We start from the raw sequence: 17863 nt of genomic DNA on the forward strand, positions 1-17863 counted from the left end.
TCAGTTTGAATTCACCAAGATAGGCCACGGTTCAATCGAAAATTGGATAAATTTATTCGTCGATATGAGTGCCAAATGCCAGTACTATCTATTGTCTCACCATTTCTGAACGAGCAAGCGTCGGCGGAAGCCTTTGCACGATTCTCAAAAGCACTTGCACGCGATGTCAAAAGCCGCTTTGGGCTCGATTTAGAGGTCGTTCTCGTTGATGATGGCAGCACCGATGATAGCATCGGCCGATATCGAGCGGTTCTTGAAGGCAATTGGCGTATTGTTGAACTCAGTCGAAATTTCGGAAAAGAAATAGCACTTTTCTCCGGCATCGAAGAAAGCAGCGGCGATCTTATTTTGATGGTGGACGCCGATTTACAGCATCCGTACGACGTCTGCATGGAGCTGATTTCAACGTTGATTGCCGATGACGATCTTGATGTCGTGTACTCCGTGCGAATTGATCGAAAGACGGAATCTTGGACGAAGGCGCTCGCGAGCAAGCTTTTCTACAGTCTGATCAATGCCGGTCAGCGCTTCGACATGCCCGAGAATGCAGGTGATTTTCGCATCATGCGGCGTCAGGTGGCAGAAGCTCTGCTGCGCATTCGCGACAAGAGACGTTTCAACAAAGGGCTCTATGCTTGGATGGGTTTCAGGCAAAAGGGCATTTCCTATATTCCGGCTCCACGCGCGGCAGGCAGGACCAAATGGTCGAAGCGAGCTCTTGCCTCCCTTTCGCTTGAGGGGATTACATCCTTCTCGGCACTGCCACTGCGTTCAATGTCGGTCGTCGGTGTTGTTATCGGCATCCTCGGCATGCTGTACGGAGGCGAGATCATTATTGAGGCTTTGCTATTTGGCACCAATGTGCCTGGCTATCCTAGCCTGATGGCGTCCATTTCCGTGCTTGGCGGCTTCAATCTCGCTCTTCTCGGCCTGCTTGGTGAGTATATCTGGGTTACCATCGGCGAGGTGAAGGATCGGCCCCTCTACATCGTGCGGCGGCTCCATCGATCGGATGACGCAGCTTGATGGCGTCGCGAGTCAATGTCGTCGCCGATGACTACGGCCTGTCCCCCGGTGTCAGTGGTGCCATCAGAGAGTTGATTGATTCCGGCACGTTGACGGGTACCGGATGCATGACGCTTTTTCCGGAGTGGCTGGAGCAATCGCGATTGCTTCGCCAGCTCAATCCAGAGTCTGGGGCCGACATTGGTTTGCATCTGACGCTGACTGATTTTGCGCCACTCTCCCGGTGGGACGCTGATAAGAATTTACCATCACTCCCACGGCTGCTATCCGCAGCCTTCTTTCAGCAGCTCAATCAGGAGACGATCGACGCCGAGCTCGATGCTCAACTCGACCGCTTCGTTGCGGGTATCGGAAGGCTGCCGGATTTCATTGATGGACACCAGCATGTACATTTTTTACCGGCCGTGCGGCGATGGCTGGAGGCGCGCACCGATCGGCTCGTGCATGATGGCCGTCTGCCGTGGTTGCGTGGAGCCCCTTTGATGCGATTCGCGCCAGACATTGGGATGAAGGCGAAAATTGCTTTCGTTGGGTTGATTGCAGCCGGTTTTGATCGCCAGATGACTGCCGCGGGGTTTCCCGTGCGTGGTCCTTTGGTCGGGTTTTATAATTGGAAGCGCCCCGGCGATTTTTTTAAGATGATCGACCGGCTTCAAGGCAAATTGTCGAAAAATACAGTTTTGATGTGCCATCCCGGCTGGGTAGATGAAACACTCATCGACAGGGATAAAATGATCCTGGCAAGACCAACGGAATTCAACGGCCTTCGACGGCAATATTTTCGTTAATTCTGAAGGGAAGCGGGCGGTTCAATCCCATTGCCTGCAGTCAGTTGTCGATGAGTCAGACCTGCGACGCCTGCACCATCAAAAAGCAGCTTCTGGGATGCCAATCGACCCAGGAGTTTTGTCGATTCTATGCGTTGCTGCCGTTGCATCATTGGCACAGGTGAATTGCGCCCGGCATCAAGCTCCGGATGACGCTATTTGGCAACGATCTCACTGAGACCGGCGTCATTTCCGGAACGACGGCCATGGTGCTTGACCGCATCGTCGATCCTCCGACAATCTCGCAATACAGCATCTTCTGGACAACCGGCTTGCCTGCATGGTGCGAGCCGATCATCCCGAAATTGGAGACCATATACCGTAGTCGCCGGCGCGGCTGTTGTTATCGGGGAGGAGGGCGTAGGGGTCGACGGTTCTGATCCCTTCAAGAGCAAAAAATAAAATATACCGCTTTCGTGGGCGCAATGGACTAGGAGTCGAAAGTTCGGGTACCTCTACGTAGCTTTTGGGAGACGGGATCATTCTACCTCTCCTCACTTGGACAGGCGTCTAATGAGGAGAGGGAATCCTGGCTGCGAAAAGGCCGCAGCTACTGACAGGCAGTCAAGCCGCCCGGGTTCTGAATTGCTGCGAAACCGACGGTGTTGATGGTGGCATCGTTGCGAGCGATGAAGCAATAGTCGTCGTTCGCATGTGGCGCGGCAACGATGCATGAGTTGGATCCTGCCGGAATAACATATGTGTCCAGGTTATTGATCGCAAAAACCGAAGCTGTCCCGGTGGGATGTGGTACGGGCTGTTTGGTGAACAGGATCGCGTTCTGCGGTGGTACGACTGCAATAGGCTGGTGGTTTCGGCAATCGGATGAAAAGGCCAGTTGTGCCGAGGCCGGCACAGTCGTTGCCAGCATGGAGATGGCACTCAGTGCCAGCCCGATAATCAGCTTGCGGTCCCGCCTGGTGGGCTTCGATTGGGAATGGGTCGACATATCTATGTTCCTTTGTGGTTTGAGAGTTTGATGGGTTGTTCAAGCTTCAAGGTTAGATTGGATCTTCTGGGTCTATGATCCTCCTGTGGTTGAAAACGTTCCGTTTGAATTGTAGGTGGCGATAATCGTGGCAAAGCCGGTCGTGAAATCGCAGCGCGCCGAGTTGCTTTCGTCATAGGTCAGGAGGCTCCCGACCGGCTGATAGCCCGTCTTTACGAAAAAGATCTGTGTCGGCGAGCAACTCATCGTGGCGTTGGGTACGGGCGCCACGAAGCTTGAGAGGATAACGGCCTGGTTAGTGTTCACCGCAGCGACGCCGCTGAAGAGCGCGGGAAGCGGTGCCGGCGTATAGGGCGGCACGTTGATCGCAAATGCTCCAACCGGGATCCCCGATTGATAGATAGGCGCTGACAGCCCCAGCGGACTGAGTGTCAATTCCGTAAAATTTGTCGGCGGATTGCTGCCGGTGCCGGTCGTGAGCGAGATTGCTTGTTTCGTCGTCGCGTTGCTGACCAAGAGCCGCGAAGTTCCGGACGAGACCGACGCGGTAGACAGCGATGGCGGCGGTGGCGGCGCCGCGGTGCTGATAGCGCCCGCGTAGATCTGTTTGTCCAGGCCGAAGACTATCTGTGCGCCAGAGCTGACGTAGTTGCCGACATTTTGGCAGCCGAGACTGCAGCAGTAGATGGTGCTGGTAGATGGTCCGAAGGTCGCCCTTTTCTGGAAGACATAGAAATACTGCGCAGTCTGCGAGAGATTCTGAACGATGATTTGATAGGACAAACTGTTCATGGTGTTCTGACAATCCCGTTCAAGATTCAGGCCCGTCGGGGTGAGGCTGTCCACCGCCTTTGCCGGCGGCGGACATCAGGTGGCGCGTGCCGGGCACACGCGGGTGAGGGTGAGGAGGTGCGTTTTTCACCCGCGTGTCCGCAGTCGGCCTATTGCAGCTGCGTGCTCCAGTTGCCGTTAGCCTGCAAGCTGACGTTGCAGATGGTGTAGCCGCCTGTGAAGTCGGAGAGCGCGGCATTCACACTCGACTGCGAGAAGTTCATGACGTTGCCCGGAGTGTAGGTACCAGTCTGAACGAAGTATTTGAGGATCGGCTGGCAATCGATGTTGTTCATCGGGTTTGCCTGCACGAAGTTGGACAGCACGATGCCGCCATTGACGGCGATCGCCGAGCCGACATTGTAGTAGGGAGGCGAGGTGAAGCTCGGCGTCGTGATACGGAAGGCGCCTGGCTGGACGCCCTGGCCGTTGACCGGTGCGGAAAGACCCAGCGGCGATACCGTTGCGGTCGTCCAATCGTTCGGAGACCCGCCGCCCGCACTCGGGGCAAGGTCGATGGCACGACTGGCGGAGGCAAAGCCCGAGGACGATCCGATCTGCGGCGGCGTGTTCGCCTGCTGGATGCCGGCATAATATTGCAGATTGACCTGGAAGGTCAGGATTGCGCCGGTTGCATCATAGTTGCCGAGAGATTGCGAAAAGAGGCTGTTTGAATAAACCTGTCCGCCGCCGGTATAGATGGCCGGCTGCTGGAAAAAGTAGAAGCTCTGTGTCTGCGGCTGGTAATTCTTCACGTTGATGGTCAGCAATGTAGACATGGTCAACAATCCTTTTGCGTTGAGAGTGAAGCACAGGGTCTCTCCCGCGGCTGAAGCTCAAGGAGCTTGCCGCCCGATCATTCGGTGCTCTGTTTGAAACCCTGATTAGAAATATCTAATATAATTTACTTCTAATCAACCTGAAGCTGTTGAGCTCAGAGTAAAAATTGAGAACACATTTTGCGCTCAGCGCAATTCAAGTTCCGGAGGAATGGCCTCCAAGATCCGCATGAGGCAAGACTGGATAGTCGTGGATCGACTGCGGAATGCCCGTACCCATTCCAGTTCCGTTGTCGAGATTGATGTGTCCTCATGCCGGTCAATGGTGCCGCGCCCAAGAAGTAGCCAGTCGAGGGAAACATCTAGCAGGTTGGCTAGGGCGCAGGCGCTTTCCAGCGAGGTGTGGCCGCCATTTTGCCAGCGTGAGACGGCGGCGACGGATACATTGAGCTCAGCGGCAACCGCGTGAATTTTCCGGATATTGCTGCGAGACATTGCCTCGCGAATACGTTTACCACGAGCGAGATCGTAAGTCACAGAATACTCCCCTACTGGTTGCATTGAAATCCGCAACCAGCGAAAGGCGGAACCATCTGTTATGGAATGCTGATCCAAGGAGTGGACGGCAAGCGGATCCTATCCGCCGTTCGTCTTATTGATGCAGCCTATTGGAGATTGTCTTAGTGCTACAACCAAATGCAATAGCGCAAGCGTCAATGCTATACCGCAAGCCCAATAAAGCGTCGCAGATACGTTTGTAGCGCCAGGTGCCAATGGAGTGATGATGTGGACGCCTCTGCCTGAGAGAACCGCTCCTATGGTATCCGTTTTACGGTCGGATAGAGAAACAAGGAGCATCCGCACGGCAATCTCCACGACCGGCTTCGATCTGGCCAAGAGTATCTTCAAGTCGATGGCATCTATCTGAACCAGGATAGCCGCAATATCGAGGCGGTTTGCCATCGAGAAATTCAGGAACGTGCGAGGTGTCTTGGGCTGACGCTGTACTTTCGACAGACCGATTTGCCGATATCAACAGGCACCAAAGGGCAAACAAAGCACCACGGCTTTCATGAACGAAGAGGCGAATTAGCGTGGTTGATTTAAAGGCAAATGTGTTATCGGTGCGTGCGATACGGCTAGAGCGACAGCTCTCCAGCAAACTGTTATGTCGCACGCTCCGTCGGAACTAATCCGATCGAGCGCGCGCATGCTCGACGACACTCTTTTCGCAAGGAACGCCAAGTGGCCATCCTCCACAATTTCCGCATTCCCACGGAAGTAGATGCAGATCGATGCTACGAAATCGAAACTTCCGCCTATGAAGGGGACGAGGCCGCCACGTTCGAGAAGATCAGGAAGCGTATCGTAGAATATCCGGAGGGGTTCTTGCTTCTCGAAGCCGAGGATCGCATCGTCGGCTTCATTAACAGCGGGGCGCTTTTGACGTTCAAATGTCGGACGAGGAGTTCAAGGACCTTGTCGGCCATGATTCCGCCGCGCCGAACGTGGTCATCATGTCAGTGGTCGTGGATGTTGCCGAACAAGGCAAGGGGTATTCGGGGACGCTTATGAAGGAATTCATCCGGCGGATGGGTGCCCTTGGCAAGAAGACGATCCACCTCATGTGCAAGGACCGGCACGTCCCCCTCTACGAGAGGATGGGATACCGATACGTCAGGGTTTCGGATTCGGAGCATGGTGGAATGAGGTGGCATGAGATGGTGATGGAACTCTGATCCAAGCTTCCTCGTGCTATCGCAACCCAAGTGAGGTGCCTGCGCTCGGATGTGCGGGAAACCTGTCTCCCTCCAGTTCTCTGCCCAGGCGCGGCAATCCGGCAGAACACGGGGCTATGTCGCCAGCGACTATCTGGAGCCGAGACTGTGCTCATTCTCGAGGCAGAGCGCTTTTGATCTTGATATCAAGAAGTTAATGTCATTCAAAGCTCTTCCCAACTGTCATTGCTCACAGCCAGCGCGGCGGAGCCTTGCGCTTGAAATTGCGGTCGAACACGCCGCCCGCTACCTTCAAAGGCAGGATTGGACGGACGAGTAAGTTGCTTGGCCGGTTCCGCCGTTCGCGTCGCCTCGCCATATTTAAATTGGCCGAGCAGTTGGAACAATGCGGCAGCTTCGCGTGCAAGGCTATGGCTGGCGGCTGTCTGCTCCTCGACCATGGCCGCATTTTTCTGCGTGCCCTGATCGACGGTATCGACTGCCTGGCTAATTTCGCCCAGCGCCGTCGACTGCTCCCTTGCCGCTTCCACGATCGCCACGACATTGGTGTCGATTTCCTGCACCTGACTGGCAATCTCCTGCAGAGCTCCGCCCGCATTGGTCACCAGGGCAACACCATTGGCGACTTGAGCGCCGGACGCGGTAATCAACGTCTTGATCTCTTTTGCCGCCTTTGCGGATCGTTGCGCAAGTTCGCGCACCTCTTGCGCCACAACGGCAAAACCTTTGCCGGCGTCTCCGGCTCTGGCCGCCTCAACGCCGGCATTTAGCGCCAGAAGATTCGTTTGGAACGCGATTTCATCAATCACTCCGATGATGCTGGAGATTTCGCGGGAAGAAGCCTCAATTTGATCCATGGCGCCAATGGCATTTCGCACGACATCGCCCGAATGTTCCGCATGGTTGCGCGCCCGGCTAACAAGTCTTCCTGCGTCTTCTGCCCTTTGGCTCGAATTCTTTACCGTCGTGGTGATTTCCTCAAGCGCGGCAGCGGTTTCCTCGATAGAGGCTGCCTGTTGCTCCGTACGCTTGGCAAGATCGTCAGCTGCAATCCGTACTTCATTCGAACCTGAGGCAATCGCATGGGCGTTTTCAGCGACGGTTGCCATGGCGTGCTTCAGCTTTTCGGACGCACTGTTAAAGTCTGTCCGCAGTCGCTCTAGTGAAGGAATGAATGCTTTCTCGATCTTTTGTGATAAATCGCCCTCGGCGAGACTTGTCAAACATCCGGCAAGTTGATTGACATTTTCCACGCGGCTGGTCACGTCGGTCGCAAACTTGACGACTTTGAAAACCTTGCCGCTAAGATCGAAGATCGGGTTGTACGACGCCTGAATATAGACCTTTCGACCACCCTTCCCAAGCCGCATGAATTCGTCCGCAACCAGATCGCCAGCAGCGAGCTTCTTCCAGAAGTCTTGATATGCGCTCGATGCCGTATAGGACGGCTCGCAGAACATCGAATGATGCTTGCCCTGGATTTGCGCAAGCGAATAGCCGAGCGCTGACAGGAAATTTTCATTGGCAGTCAGGATTTCGCCAGTGGGCGTAAATTCTATCACGGCTTGCGCTCGTGAGAGAGCCTCGATCTTGCCCGCATCCTCGGCTGTCTTCAGTTTGCTCGCCGTGATATCGGTGGCAATCTTGACGACCTTGATTGGCTTTCCTCGGCGGAAGACCGGATTATAAGAGGCTTCGATCCAGACCTCCCTTCCGCTCTTGCCGATGCGCTTGTACTGTTGCTGGTCGAAATTGCCGGCCGCAAGTTTCGACCAGAATGCCTTATATTCCGAAGACTGTGCGTAAGCTGGCTCGACAAACATACTGTGATGCTTCCCGACGATCTCGGTGAGTTCATAGCCGAGCGCTCGGCAAAAATGTTCGTTGGCGGTGAGAATCTTGCCGGAAAGATCGAATTCGATCATGGCCTGAGATTTTGATAATGCGGTAAGTACTGCAATAGCATTTGCGCCGCGATCAAAAATAGTCATTCGATCACCTCTGTATTGATTCTGTATGTCCAAAGATAATATGCGGCAAATCTTATAATTTACTTATTAATATGCGATTAAGTATAATTAAGATTTGCTAATATTGCATTGTTTTCTCAATATTTAATACAAATTCATAGGGAGGTGCTCGGCTGCCGAACAGGATCCAAGCTCGAAACCCGCCTGATCTAGGGGGCAGGGTTCCGAGCACCGCGCCCATTGATGGAGACAGTTGGGATGTTTCCGCCGTGGGAGCAACAATCGCCATTTATCCCGATCGCGGAGGGTAGAGCCGAAATAGGTATGACAGGTCCATGCAGCCTGAGCCGTGCTACGGAAACAGGCGCGCCAACTACGACAAGGTCGGACCGACTATTGTCGTCGGTGTCGCATTTGATCCGGGGCATCGCCCAGCGCAAGCGCATCTGAGCATAGCGGTGGTCGATCGCATTGGTACCTTGCGCCGATCTCAACCGTGATGAAGAGACAGACTGTCTTATTTAACTATTTGGTGCGGCGAAGTACTGCAGGCGTCGGCCATCAATTTTGCAACACCTGCCAAGTCCTTTAGTTTTCGAGTTTCTTATAGATGGACAGCCAGCGGGTCCATGATGTTATAGGCCGCAAGCTCCGTTTTGGTTGAAGGCGATGCGATTTATAGATTTGCGGCTTTTCAGGATACTCAGATCGCGTAGCCTGCGCCGCGTTGATGGCGTCGTGGATCCTTACGAGCCTTGGGTCTATGAGGCCTTCGATCGGTTTGAGCGTGAGATTGAAGCGTTCTGCCGGCGGTCTGTTTTTTCGGTGGTAATTTGAAAGTCGAACCGGCAAGGGCTCGGCCCTTCTCATCCCAGCGCTGGCCCAATCGCTCCAACTCGGTATCCATTTGCCATTGGCAGCGTAGTGCTGCTTCGCCGCCAGGTTGAACATGGCTCGCTTTCCCATCCGCCGCTAGCCAGCGGTGTCCGAGAACCATCTCCAGATGAAGTTCGCGTGAACACTGCGGTAATCTCCCGTTCATCGGGCCGATGCTAGCCTTGATCCAACGTCCTCAAAGACGTTGCAAAATAGCAAAATGTTCGGAGCCCCCGATGAACAAATTTTTTATTGCTTCTGCACTTACAATCGCCTCTCTCGCGGCGACAGTTCTTCCATCCCAAGCCGCTTCCATTGTCCTTGTGAACGACGATGGTCCCTATTATCACCGCCATCACCATCATGATCGCGGCGATTGGAATGATCATCGCCGTCACTGTTTTACCAAGGTCGTGAAGGGGTGGCACCACGGCCGTAGGGTCGTTACGGAAGAGCGTGTCTGCCGATAGCCATCTTCTTAAGGCCCGGTTGGCGTAGACCGGGCCTACTTCCTAAGTAGCCCTGCATTCCTTCAGGCTTCGAGATGTCGATCGACCGAAGTTCTCTACGTGGCCGCCCATGTGGGTTGCCTGCCTTTCCGATTCCAGCTTAACCGATCAATAGTGCAAGATATGCTTTTACGTCAGATGCGATGCCTTGTCGGTTAGACCATGCTCGACTGAATGTTTGGCAATTGCGCAATGACGCGGTCTGCCATGGCGGCACATCGCGCGCCGTCGAACGGGAACAATAAGGAGAATGTCCCCGCCAACTGTTTCTCGATGGCAACCCGCATCAGTTTGCGCGCCCGATGCAAACGCGTCTTTGCGGTTCCCGGCTTGATGCCGAGATGTGAGGCGGCCTCCTCGGTGGTCATGCCCTCGACGTCGCGCAGCATGAAGATTGCGCGGAATTCATCGGGAAGCGCGTCGATCGTGCGTTCGAGCAGACGGCGCGTTTCACTGCGGGAAAACTCGGCCTCAGGGTCGGCGACCGAGAGTGAGCCGGGAAATTGCAGCAGCTCGCCGCCTCCTGATCCTGCCGTCATGTCAACCTCCTCAAGTCCGATACTGGGTCGACGGCGTCGAACACGACCGAGCGCTTCGTTGAGCGCGATCCGTGTGAGCCAGGTTGAAAGTTGCGCCTCGTCGCGAAACGCGTCGAGGTGGGTGAAGGCATGCACATAAGTGGCCTGGACCACGTCCTCCGCTTCCGCATCGTTGCGGATGATGGCGCGCGCCGAGCGAAACAGGCGACGATTATGCCGCTGCACCAGGATGCGTATGGCCATCTCGTCGCCTGTCCTTGCATGAACGACGAGATCGGCATCGGACAGTGCTGCCATGTCCGGTATGCGCTGCGGCGCCGTGCGGGGAATGCCAACCATGATCGCTCCAACATAAAGTAGCGTATCTGCTGCCCAGCCTATGGCTGGACATCGAGCGTGCCTGTCATCATCGGATGAAAGCGGCAATAGAAATCCACTTTTCCCGCCTGTTTGACAGTCAGGCTTCGTTGCGACTTCGGCGGAAGATCGATGTCGAAACTCTTGTCGCGTGCAGTCGCGGTATGGCGAAATATATCATCATTGCGCCAGGTGATCACGTCGCCGACATGCAAGGCCGGCACGATGCCGAATTGCATCTTGGCGATGATGATTTCGCGATTGGCCGCCGCTGCGCTTTCGGGTTCGCTGATCGCGAACCCGACGAGTGCCAGTGCCGCAAGAGCGCGGGGTAAGGAGTGCATGGCGAGCCTACTTGACCATGGATGCAAGATGTTCGGCATGCATCTGGTGTTCCTGGAAGAGCTTCAAGCCCGTCTGCAGCAGCGATTTCAATTCGGCATTTTGAGCCGATGGGATCAGCAGCATCTCAAGCGCGCCATTGACCTGCTTATGATACGCCACTTCGTTGTCGACATAAGCCTTGTCGAAGGCTGCGCCATGAAGCTTGGCAAGCTTTGCCAGTTCCGTCTTGGCGGCAGATGACAGCGATTTGCTGGTATCGTTGTCTTCGGGCTTGACCTTGAGCTTCTTGAGGAGGGCAAGCGCCTGCTGGTTCACGGCAGTGTGGTCGCGCTCCATGGTTTTGGCGAAGTCCCGAACCTCTGCATTCTTGCTGATCTTCAGAGCCTGCTTGGCTGCGGCGACGTCGATCTCGCCGGCGGTGTAGGCGATATGTGCGATCTGCGGATCGGTCGGCTTGTCGGCGGCGTATGATGCAGTCGCAAGTGATACCGCCATCGCCGTTGCCGTGAGAAGTCCCTTGAACATATTGGTCTCCTATCCTCGAGAGAAAATTCCAGACGCGTTTGGCCCCTGAAACACCCATTGGATGCGGTTTCCATCAAAAGGTTCCCGAAAATCTTTCTTGATTGCCTGAATCTGGTTGGTCGCGGATCAAATGAGGCGAAGCCCCGATAGAATAGACTGTATGACGATGAGGCACGGCTGCTGCGCAAAGGAATATCCAGCATGTTTTGATGATGCCAGGGGTTGGAGGATTCTGACGGTCTCTCTTCGTTGATTGCAGCGGCAGCGCTTCAATCCTCTGTTTCAGGGATCAGACGTATCGAATTTCCATCACATGCCGCGATGTTGATTGCCGTTGATATCTGATGAAGTGGTCCACGCGCGACAAGCGCCTCTGGCCGAGGGACTTTTCCGGGGCCCGAATCGATAAAGGCGGCCCATTCGTGTTCCGAGTCGAGCATCGCCATGAACGACGTCGCGACAATCGCTTCGCCGCAGGCGGCGCATCGAAGAATGTATGAGCCCCCGTGAACGACCGCCTCGGTTTTGTCTAATCCGCACGATGTGCAGGTCAACGCATTACCCATTGTGCTATCCTAATCTCAACTGGCTCGAAGACGTGTCGGCAGCAGAATTCGGCATTCATTTCAAGACGATCTACGACGAAATCCCTCAATGGTGTCAGGATCGATGCCGGGTGGACTTCCGACTGGCTCGCCTCGGCAGCCCTCCGGCTCTTTTTTGATACGGTGCCGCGCAGTGGCATATTTATCGAGAGCTTAGTCCAATCAACTTGGCGCCAATATCTCGGTTCCAGTCAAGAGCGGAGATTTGCCACTTTCGCGAAAAAACTTGTTAGGTTTAGGAACCGAAGAAGCGGTCTTTCGATGACCGGAAGCCGAGCTTTTCGGAGATCTCATGAGCAGCTTTCAAGAGGCTGTCGAGATAGGCGGCGCGGTTGCGCAGACCATCCTCGCGCGGAGTAACCAGGCAGAGTGTGGCGATGCACGCACCGTTGGCCTGATAGATGGGGACGGCGAAGCAATGGGTAAAATTCTCCACCTCGCTGTTGAAGGTGAAATATCCGTCTTCAGCGGCCTTTCGCACTTGAGCGATGAAATCGGCCGGTTCCAGCCGCTTGCCATTTGGCAGAACGAAATCTTCCGGCGGAATGAAATCAAGGATTTCCTGGTCCGAAAGATGTGCGACGAGCAAGCGTCCCGAGGCGGTCCAGGGAATAGCGACGAGCTCACCGACATTCGAGGAAATGCGAAAGGGGCGGATGCCTTCACGCATCATGGCGACCGTATATTTATTGCCTTCCAGCAGGCACATTTGCGCGGTCTCGCGCGTTTCCTCAGCCAGCATGCCCAGCATACGGCCGCATTCGCGCATCAGGTCGAATTGTTCGGCATAGGCGGTTCCGAGAAAATAGAGACGGCGGCCGAGAAAAACCCGGCCGTCGCCACCTTGATAATCGAGCATGCCATGACCGAGCAGAAGATTGACAAGCTCATAGATGGAGGAGCGTGGCGCGCCGATTTCCGTGGCGATTTCGTTTGGTCGCATGGGCTGGCGTCTGACCCGCAGAAACTCCAGGATTTCGAAGGCGCGATCGAGGCCTCGCATGCGTCGGGATACAATGTCGTTTGCAGTCTCGGCCACGCTCTTCTCCGAATATTCCTAAACCGGCCGTAACCGGCACGCTGCGACGCACCAGTACATGGTGCCGTCAGATCTCAGCAAGACGCTGCGATAACATCCACACGTGCGATGGCGCAACGCCTACGCCGCGCTCTTCGTTCCTCTCAATTGAAACTCGAGGTCTTGAGAAATTCGGCAAGCCGCTCCGTCTTCGGGCGCACGAACATGTCTTTTGGATCTCCTTCTTCGCAAATGACGCCCTGGTTCATGAAGATCACGCGTGACGAGACCTCATAGGCAAAGCGCATTTCATGGGTGACGAGGAGCATCGTCATGCCGTCGGCGGCGAGCCCCTTGATGACTTGAAGAACTTCTCCAACAAGTTCGGGGTCAAGGGCCGACGTCACTTCATCGAACAGCATCAGCCGTGGCGCCATGGCGATGGCTCGAGCAATGGCGACGCGCTGCTGCTGGCCGCCCGAGAGCTGGCCCGGATAATGGTTGGCGCGGGCAGCAAGGCCGACGCGGTCGAGCCATTTTTCGGCGACGGCGCGTGCCTCCGGCTTCGACATCTTCTTCACCTTGACGAGGCCGAGCATCACGTTCTCGGCGGCCGTCATGTGCGGGAAAAGGTTGAACTGCTGGAAAGCCATGCCGGTGAGTGCGCGCTGGCGGGCAATCTCCCTCTCGCTCTTGCGGCGGCGGGTGCTGCCGTCGGCATGATAGCCGATCTCCTCGCCATCGAGGCTGATCTTGCCTCCCTGGAATTCTTCCAGCATGTTGATACAGCGAAGCATCGTCGTCTTGCCGGAGCCGGATGAGCCGATGATGGAAATGACCTCGCCTTCCTGCACCGTGCAGTCGACGCCCTTGAGAACCTCGTTCTGGCCGTAGGTCTTGCGCAGGCCCTGAATGTCTAGAATTGTCTTGCCCATCGGTCCGATCTCCTCAGGACGGCAGTGCGGTCTTGCGCTCGACATATTTGCCGAAACGCTCGATACCGAAGTTGACGATGAAATAGAGGCCACCAGCCAGGAAATAGAACTGGAGGCTCATGAAATTGCGGGAGATGATCTCCTGTGTGCGCAGCAGCAGTTCGGCGACGCCGATCACGGAAAGCAATGTTGATGCCTTGACCATCTCGGCTGCCGTATTTACCCAGGCCGGCAGGCACTGGCGCATCGCTTGCGGCCACAGGACCGAAGTGAAGGTCTGGGTGAAGGTGAGGCCGATCGCCTTCGCCGCTTCCGTCTGACCTTTCGGGATAGCCTGCAGCGCGCCGCGCACGATCTCCCCGACATGCGACGAGCAGAAAATCGCAAGGGCGAGAATGCCGGCGGAAAAGGGACCTAGATCCAGGCCAACGGCGGAAGAGACGTAGTAGCTTGCCAGCACGAGCACGAGCACGGGCGTACCGCGGATGATGTCGGTATAGGCGCGAATCAGAAGGCGCAGGATGGCGCCGCTATAGACAAGCGCGAGGCCAACGAAGACACCGACGATCGAACCGGCGAGAATGGCGAGAAGAGAAATCGATACCGTCACGCCGAGCCCGTTGATGATGACGTAGCGGGCGATCCAGAGTTGTTCGAGAAAACTATGAGACATCCGGTGTTACCTCGGCAAAGCCAGCCTGCGCTCGACGAAACGCATCAGCGCTGCGATGAGGAAGCAGGTTGCGACATAAAGAGCTGACGTGACCATCCAGGTTTCGATGACGCGAAAGCTCTCGACGTTGATCTTGCGTGCGGCGAATGTCAGCTCCGGCACGGCGATGGCGGCTGCAAGCGAGGTATCCTTGAACAGCGAGATGATGGTCGAAGACAGCGACGGCAGTACATTGCGCAGCATCAACGGTGCGATGATCGATCCGCGGATCTGCATAGGCGTCAGGCCGATCGCAAGGCCGGCCTCCGAGAGACCTTTCGGGATCGACAGCAACCCCGAGCGAAACACTTCGGCAAGATAGGCGCCAGAGTAGATAGAAAGGACCAGGACGAAGCTTTTGATCTTGTCCAGACGGAAGCCCATCTGCGGCAAGGCAAAGAAGGCGAACAACACCAGTACCAGGATCGGCAGGTTTCGGATCACGGTCACATAGACCTGTGCCGGGACAACTGCCACCCGCCTTTTCGACGTCAGCGCGAAGGCGAGTATCAGGCCGATCAAGGCACCAATCAGAATCGATATGATCGCCAGGCCGAGACTGAGCGCCAGACCGCTCATAAGAAAATCAAAGTTGCGCCAGACGGCGGCAAAATTCAGCGTGTAACCCATGCGGGCCGCCCCTTTCAGACTGGTGGAGCGGGAGGATATCCCGCTCCGATCCGCCGTTACTTGTATTCGACGGGAAAACCGATCTGCGGCGGGGTGAGGTCCTTGCCGAACCAGGTCTTGTAGGATTTGGCATAGCTGTCGAATTCGACGCCGGTCATGGCTTCATGAAGAGCGGTGTTGACGAAGTTCAGCCAGTCCTGGTCGCCGCGCTTGACCGCGCAGGCATAGGTCTGCGGGTTCCATCCGTAGCCCGCATCCTTATAGCGGCCCGGGTTCTGCGTCATGTACCAGGCGAGCGACGACTGGTCGGTGGCAACGGCATCGGCGCGTCCCGATTCCAAGGCCTGATAGATCAGATCGACGGATTCGTACTGGTCGACCTTCGCGTCGGGCAGGGCGGCATGGACCATGGATTCGGCATAGACGTTCTGAAGAACCGAAACGGTGACGGAAGAGCCTGCCGCCTTCAGCGCCGCGTAGTCGGCATATTGCCCATCCGCCTTCAGCATGAGGCCGACGCCTTCGCGATAATAGGGAATGGTGAAGGCAACCTGCTGAGCGCGTTCGCCAGTCACGGTCATGAACTGGCAGGTGATATCGACCTTGTTGGTGGTGATGTTCGGAATACGGGCGTCGGACGACTGGTTCACGTATTCGATCTTGTCGGGATCGCCGAAGAGGGCCTTGGCGATGATGTGGCCCATGTCGACGTCGAAGCCCTGCAGCTTGTCATCGGCGCTCTTGAAGTGCCACGGCGCGTTCGTGCTGCCGGTTCCAAGAACGAGATGGCCGCGTGCAAGCACCTCATCGAGTTTGCTGCCATCGGCAAGAACGGGCGTGGAAGAGAGGAGTGTGGCCGCGGCCAGCGACATCAGGCCGACGCGGAAGGAAATGGTCATGGTTGTTCCCCTTGTTTAACGGCTTTCGAATAATCCAATATTCCGGACATCTGTCTGTTATCTCGGATGGTCGTATCAAGGGATATACGAGGCAACTTGTCAATAGCGACCGCTGTTGCTGATCGTCGAAGGTGGGAGTGGCAAAGGCGCTTTCGACACAAATGTCTTGGTCGACTATGCCAAGGCGATACTGCAGGCGTGCCATGAGCTGGCGCGATATCAAAAAGCTATCAGTATCATCACGTGGATGGAGGTTCTCGTCGGCGCCGAGGGAGGCGCTGGATATTCGGGTGCACCGCGAAATCTGAGCGCCCTGTTTGATCTATTGTCAGGCGTTGTCCACGCACCTTCGTCGCAGGTCGCCAGTACGGGTCCCATCGAGAGCAAAGTGGACCGCCTCACATGCCGAAAGTCCTGCGAAGGTTCAGAGCTCGGTATGTCAAGGATGCTTCTAACGCAACCGGCGGGTCTCTTTATCTGACGATCATGCTTGGGGCCAAAAGGGTGTTAGCTTTTTGAAATCGACCGTCAGAGGCGACTCGGGTAGTCGTAATGCGCGTAGGCGTCCCGGCGTACCATTGGCTATATCTTCCCCGCGCCAGCCAAGATTGGTCTCGAAGTAGCGGGATGCTGTCGTGATCGCTGGCCACCAATAGTCATCCAGAACAATGAGCCCGCCAGGCCGTATGATCATCTGCAGGTAATAGAGGTCGACGAATACATTGTGAAACAGGTGGCTGCCGTCAACGAATGCCGCATCCGCCGAAAACTTCTCCGAGACCAGCCGTGGTAACGCGATCTGGGATTTCTCTCTCACCAGGGTCGCAATGCTGTCCAGCCGAGCTGAGCAGATCACGTCCCAGCCTGCATCTTGAAATTCGCTATCCTGGAACGGATCGATAATCAGATGCTGATTTCCACCGACTGAGACAAGTGCTTCGCCAATCGCCAGCGCCGAGCTCGCATAGGCAAGGCCGATCTCTATGAGCGTATTTGGGCTTTCCGCTGCAAAGACATCACGAATTGCGTCGCAGTCACGTTCAGGCAACGAGACCATACTGAAATCGTCGACCGTTCGTGTCCGTGGCGGTCCGTCGTCCGCAAGTTTCCGGCGTGTTTCGCGGATCAATTCGAGATGCGTCATCTCAGCGGCTCTCCCTCCCGCTCTCAGGTTTTGGCCATCGTTGACAGGCTGTTCCGGCGAAGTATCAAGTTGGATCACCGCCGGAAATCTCGATTTCCGAGTCTCATCGCAGAGCCGCCTCAACGATTTCCAACCTGATCTAATTTTGGTCTATTTAGAGCTTGAGCTTCCCGAAGATTTCATCGTCGTCATCGTATGCCCCACTTACCCGAAATCGTAAGTGCGGCAGATTTGGAGACACAAACGCGCTTTCCAGACCATCCCACATATTTCGTGGAATGGAAGTCACCCCGCCATCCAGAGGGCTCTTCGCGTTTAGCAAGCCTACCTATTAGGCGAAGCGAACTATCCACACGATGAGGAGCATGTCGATTAACAATGCAATCACCAGAAGAAGGTTTATGAGCATTCGTCGCTCTACCGTCTCCTTGGATTCAATTTTGAAAGCCGCTTTATAAGCATTTTTGGTGTCTCGGTCACTCACTGGTCTAATAGAGTTTCGAGGGCGCGTCATATTGACGAGGCCGCATGTGACAAAGATGAAAAATAATAGCAGATAAGACGCCATCTCAAACGCAGCCTTTTGCTGCCCAGCCACTTGCAACTTCTCATTAGATAAACAGGTTTCGCTGTCCGTCGCAATTCAAA

General features: G+C 55.5%; 19 protein-coding genes and 1 pseudogene. 4 read left to right on the forward strand and 16 right to left on the reverse strand.

The genetic code is table 11. The features are described 5' to 3' along the window. The first annotated feature begins 75 nt into the window (after window positions 1-75). The 3 genes and pseudogenes from ABOK31_RS23810 to ABOK31_RS23820 form a co-directional block, all read left to right on the forward strand. Window positions 76-1026 carry a glycosyltransferase family 2 protein gene (locus ABOK31_RS23810; protein ID WP_349959095.1) on the forward strand — a complete coding sequence of 317 codons (951 nt, stop codon included), beginning with the start codon at window positions 76-78 and terminating at the stop codon, window positions 1024-1026. Continuing rightward, on the forward strand, window positions 1026-1814 hold the full coding sequence (locus tag ABOK31_RS23815; protein WP_349959097.1) for a ChbG/HpnK family deacetylase: 789 nt from the start codon (window positions 1026-1028) through the stop codon (window positions 1812-1814). Before ABOK31_RS23810 ends, ABOK31_RS23815 begins: the two co-directional genes overlap by 1 nt. A 167-nt stretch (window positions 1815-1981) precedes the next feature. Beyond that, window positions 1982-2172: pseudogene (locus ABOK31_RS23820) on the forward strand (LysR family transcriptional regulator); the annotation flags it as partial. Window positions 2173-2403: 231 nt separating this feature from the next. Here ABOK31_RS23820 and ABOK31_RS23825 read toward each other — a convergent pair. The 4 genes from ABOK31_RS23825 to ABOK31_RS23840 form a co-directional block, all read right to left on the reverse strand. After that, the gene (locus ABOK31_RS23825) at window positions 2404-2802 is read right to left on the reverse strand and encodes a hypothetical protein (protein ID WP_174182158.1); all 399 of its coding nucleotides are present in this window, start codon (window positions 2800-2802) and stop codon (window positions 2404-2406) included. Between the two features lie 72 nt (window positions 2803-2874). Next, window positions 2875-3648, reverse strand: coding sequence for a hypothetical protein (locus ABOK31_RS23830; RefSeq protein WP_349959099.1), 774 nt, complete (start codon window positions 3646-3648; stop codon window positions 2875-2877). Between the two features lie 95 nt (window positions 3649-3743). Continuing rightward, the gene (locus ABOK31_RS23835) at window positions 3744-4412 is read right to left on the reverse strand and encodes a hypothetical protein (protein ID WP_349959101.1); all 669 of its coding nucleotides are present in this window, start codon (window positions 4410-4412) and stop codon (window positions 3744-3746) included. Window positions 4413-4598: 186 nt separating this feature from the next. Then, complete coding sequence (locus tag ABOK31_RS23840; RefSeq protein WP_349959102.1) at window positions 4599-4949, reverse strand: helix-turn-helix transcriptional regulator; 351 nt, start codon at window positions 4947-4949, stop codon at window positions 4599-4601. A 917-nt stretch (window positions 4950-5866) separates the two neighbouring features. On the opposite strand from ABOK31_RS23840, the gene ABOK31_RS23845 reads away from it, so the two are divergent. Further along, window positions 5867-6151: a GNAT family N-acetyltransferase gene (locus ABOK31_RS23845; protein ID WP_350019279.1), complete on the forward strand. Its 285-nt coding sequence runs from the start codon at window positions 5867-5869 to the stop codon at window positions 6149-6151. A 203-nt stretch (window positions 6152-6354) separates the two neighbouring features. Here the strand turns inward: ABOK31_RS23845 and ABOK31_RS23850 are convergent, their stop codons facing one another. From ABOK31_RS23850 to ABOK31_RS23905, 12 genes are all read right to left on the reverse strand, one after another. After that, entirely contained in the window at window positions 6355-8142 is a 1788-nt protein-coding gene (locus ABOK31_RS23850) for a PAS domain-containing methyl-accepting chemotaxis protein (protein ID WP_174182164.1), read from the reverse strand. 567 nt (window positions 8143-8709) lie between these two features. Beyond that, the gene (locus ABOK31_RS23855) at window positions 8710-9072 is read right to left on the reverse strand and encodes a hypothetical protein (RefSeq protein WP_349959104.1); all 363 of its coding nucleotides are present in this window, start codon (window positions 9070-9072) and stop codon (window positions 8710-8712) included. Window positions 9073-9661: 589 nt separating this feature from the next. Continuing rightward, complete coding sequence (locus ABOK31_RS23860; protein ID WP_349959106.1) at window positions 9662-10342, reverse strand: RNA polymerase sigma factor; 681 nt, start codon at window positions 10340-10342, stop codon at window positions 9662-9664. Window positions 10343-10422: 80 nt separating this feature from the next. Further along, window positions 10423-10746, reverse strand: a complete 324-nt coding sequence (locus ABOK31_RS23865) for an amicyanin (protein ID WP_174182170.1) — start codon at window positions 10744-10746, stop codon at window positions 10423-10425. 7 nt (window positions 10747-10753) lie between these two features. Next, window positions 10754-11272: a DUF4142 domain-containing protein gene (locus tag ABOK31_RS23870; RefSeq protein ID WP_349959108.1), complete on the reverse strand. Its 519-nt coding sequence runs from the start codon at window positions 11270-11272 to the stop codon at window positions 10754-10756. A 269-nt stretch (window positions 11273-11541) separates the two neighbouring features. Next, window positions 11542-11838, reverse strand: coding sequence for a hypothetical protein (locus tag ABOK31_RS23875; protein WP_174182175.1), 297 nt, complete (start codon window positions 11836-11838; stop codon window positions 11542-11544). Window positions 11839-12112: 274 nt separating this feature from the next. Continuing rightward, complete coding sequence (locus ABOK31_RS23880) at window positions 12113-12916, reverse strand: IclR family transcriptional regulator (RefSeq protein WP_349959110.1); 804 nt, start codon at window positions 12914-12916, stop codon at window positions 12113-12115. Window positions 12917-13059: 143 nt separating this feature from the next. Continuing rightward, window positions 13060-13830, reverse strand: coding sequence for an amino acid ABC transporter ATP-binding protein (locus ABOK31_RS23885; protein ID WP_349959111.1), 771 nt, complete (start codon window positions 13828-13830; stop codon window positions 13060-13062). A 13-nt stretch (window positions 13831-13843) separates the two neighbouring features. After that, window positions 13844-14503, reverse strand: coding sequence for an amino acid ABC transporter permease (locus ABOK31_RS23890; RefSeq protein WP_349959113.1), 660 nt, complete (start codon window positions 14501-14503; stop codon window positions 13844-13846). 6 nt (window positions 14504-14509) lie between these two features. Further along, the gene (locus ABOK31_RS23895) at window positions 14510-15172 is read right to left on the reverse strand and encodes an amino acid ABC transporter permease (RefSeq protein WP_349959115.1); all 663 of its coding nucleotides are present in this window, start codon (window positions 15170-15172) and stop codon (window positions 14510-14512) included. 56 nt (window positions 15173-15228) lie between these two features. Beyond that, a complete protein-coding gene (locus tag ABOK31_RS23900; RefSeq protein ID WP_113228799.1) occupies window positions 15229-16071 on the reverse strand; it encodes a transporter substrate-binding domain-containing protein in 843 nt (280 codons plus the stop codon). A 484-nt stretch (window positions 16072-16555) separates the two neighbouring features. After that, complete coding sequence (locus ABOK31_RS23905; protein ID WP_349959116.1) at window positions 16556-17215, reverse strand: class I SAM-dependent methyltransferase; 660 nt, start codon at window positions 17213-17215, stop codon at window positions 16556-16558. Window positions 17216-17863 lie beyond the last annotated feature (648 nt).

Origin of the sequence: Rhizobium sp. ZPR4 (assembly GCF_040215725.1) — a bacterium.
Lineage (GTDB): Bacteria > Pseudomonadota > Alphaproteobacteria > Rhizobiales > Rhizobiaceae > Rhizobium > Rhizobium rhizogenes_D.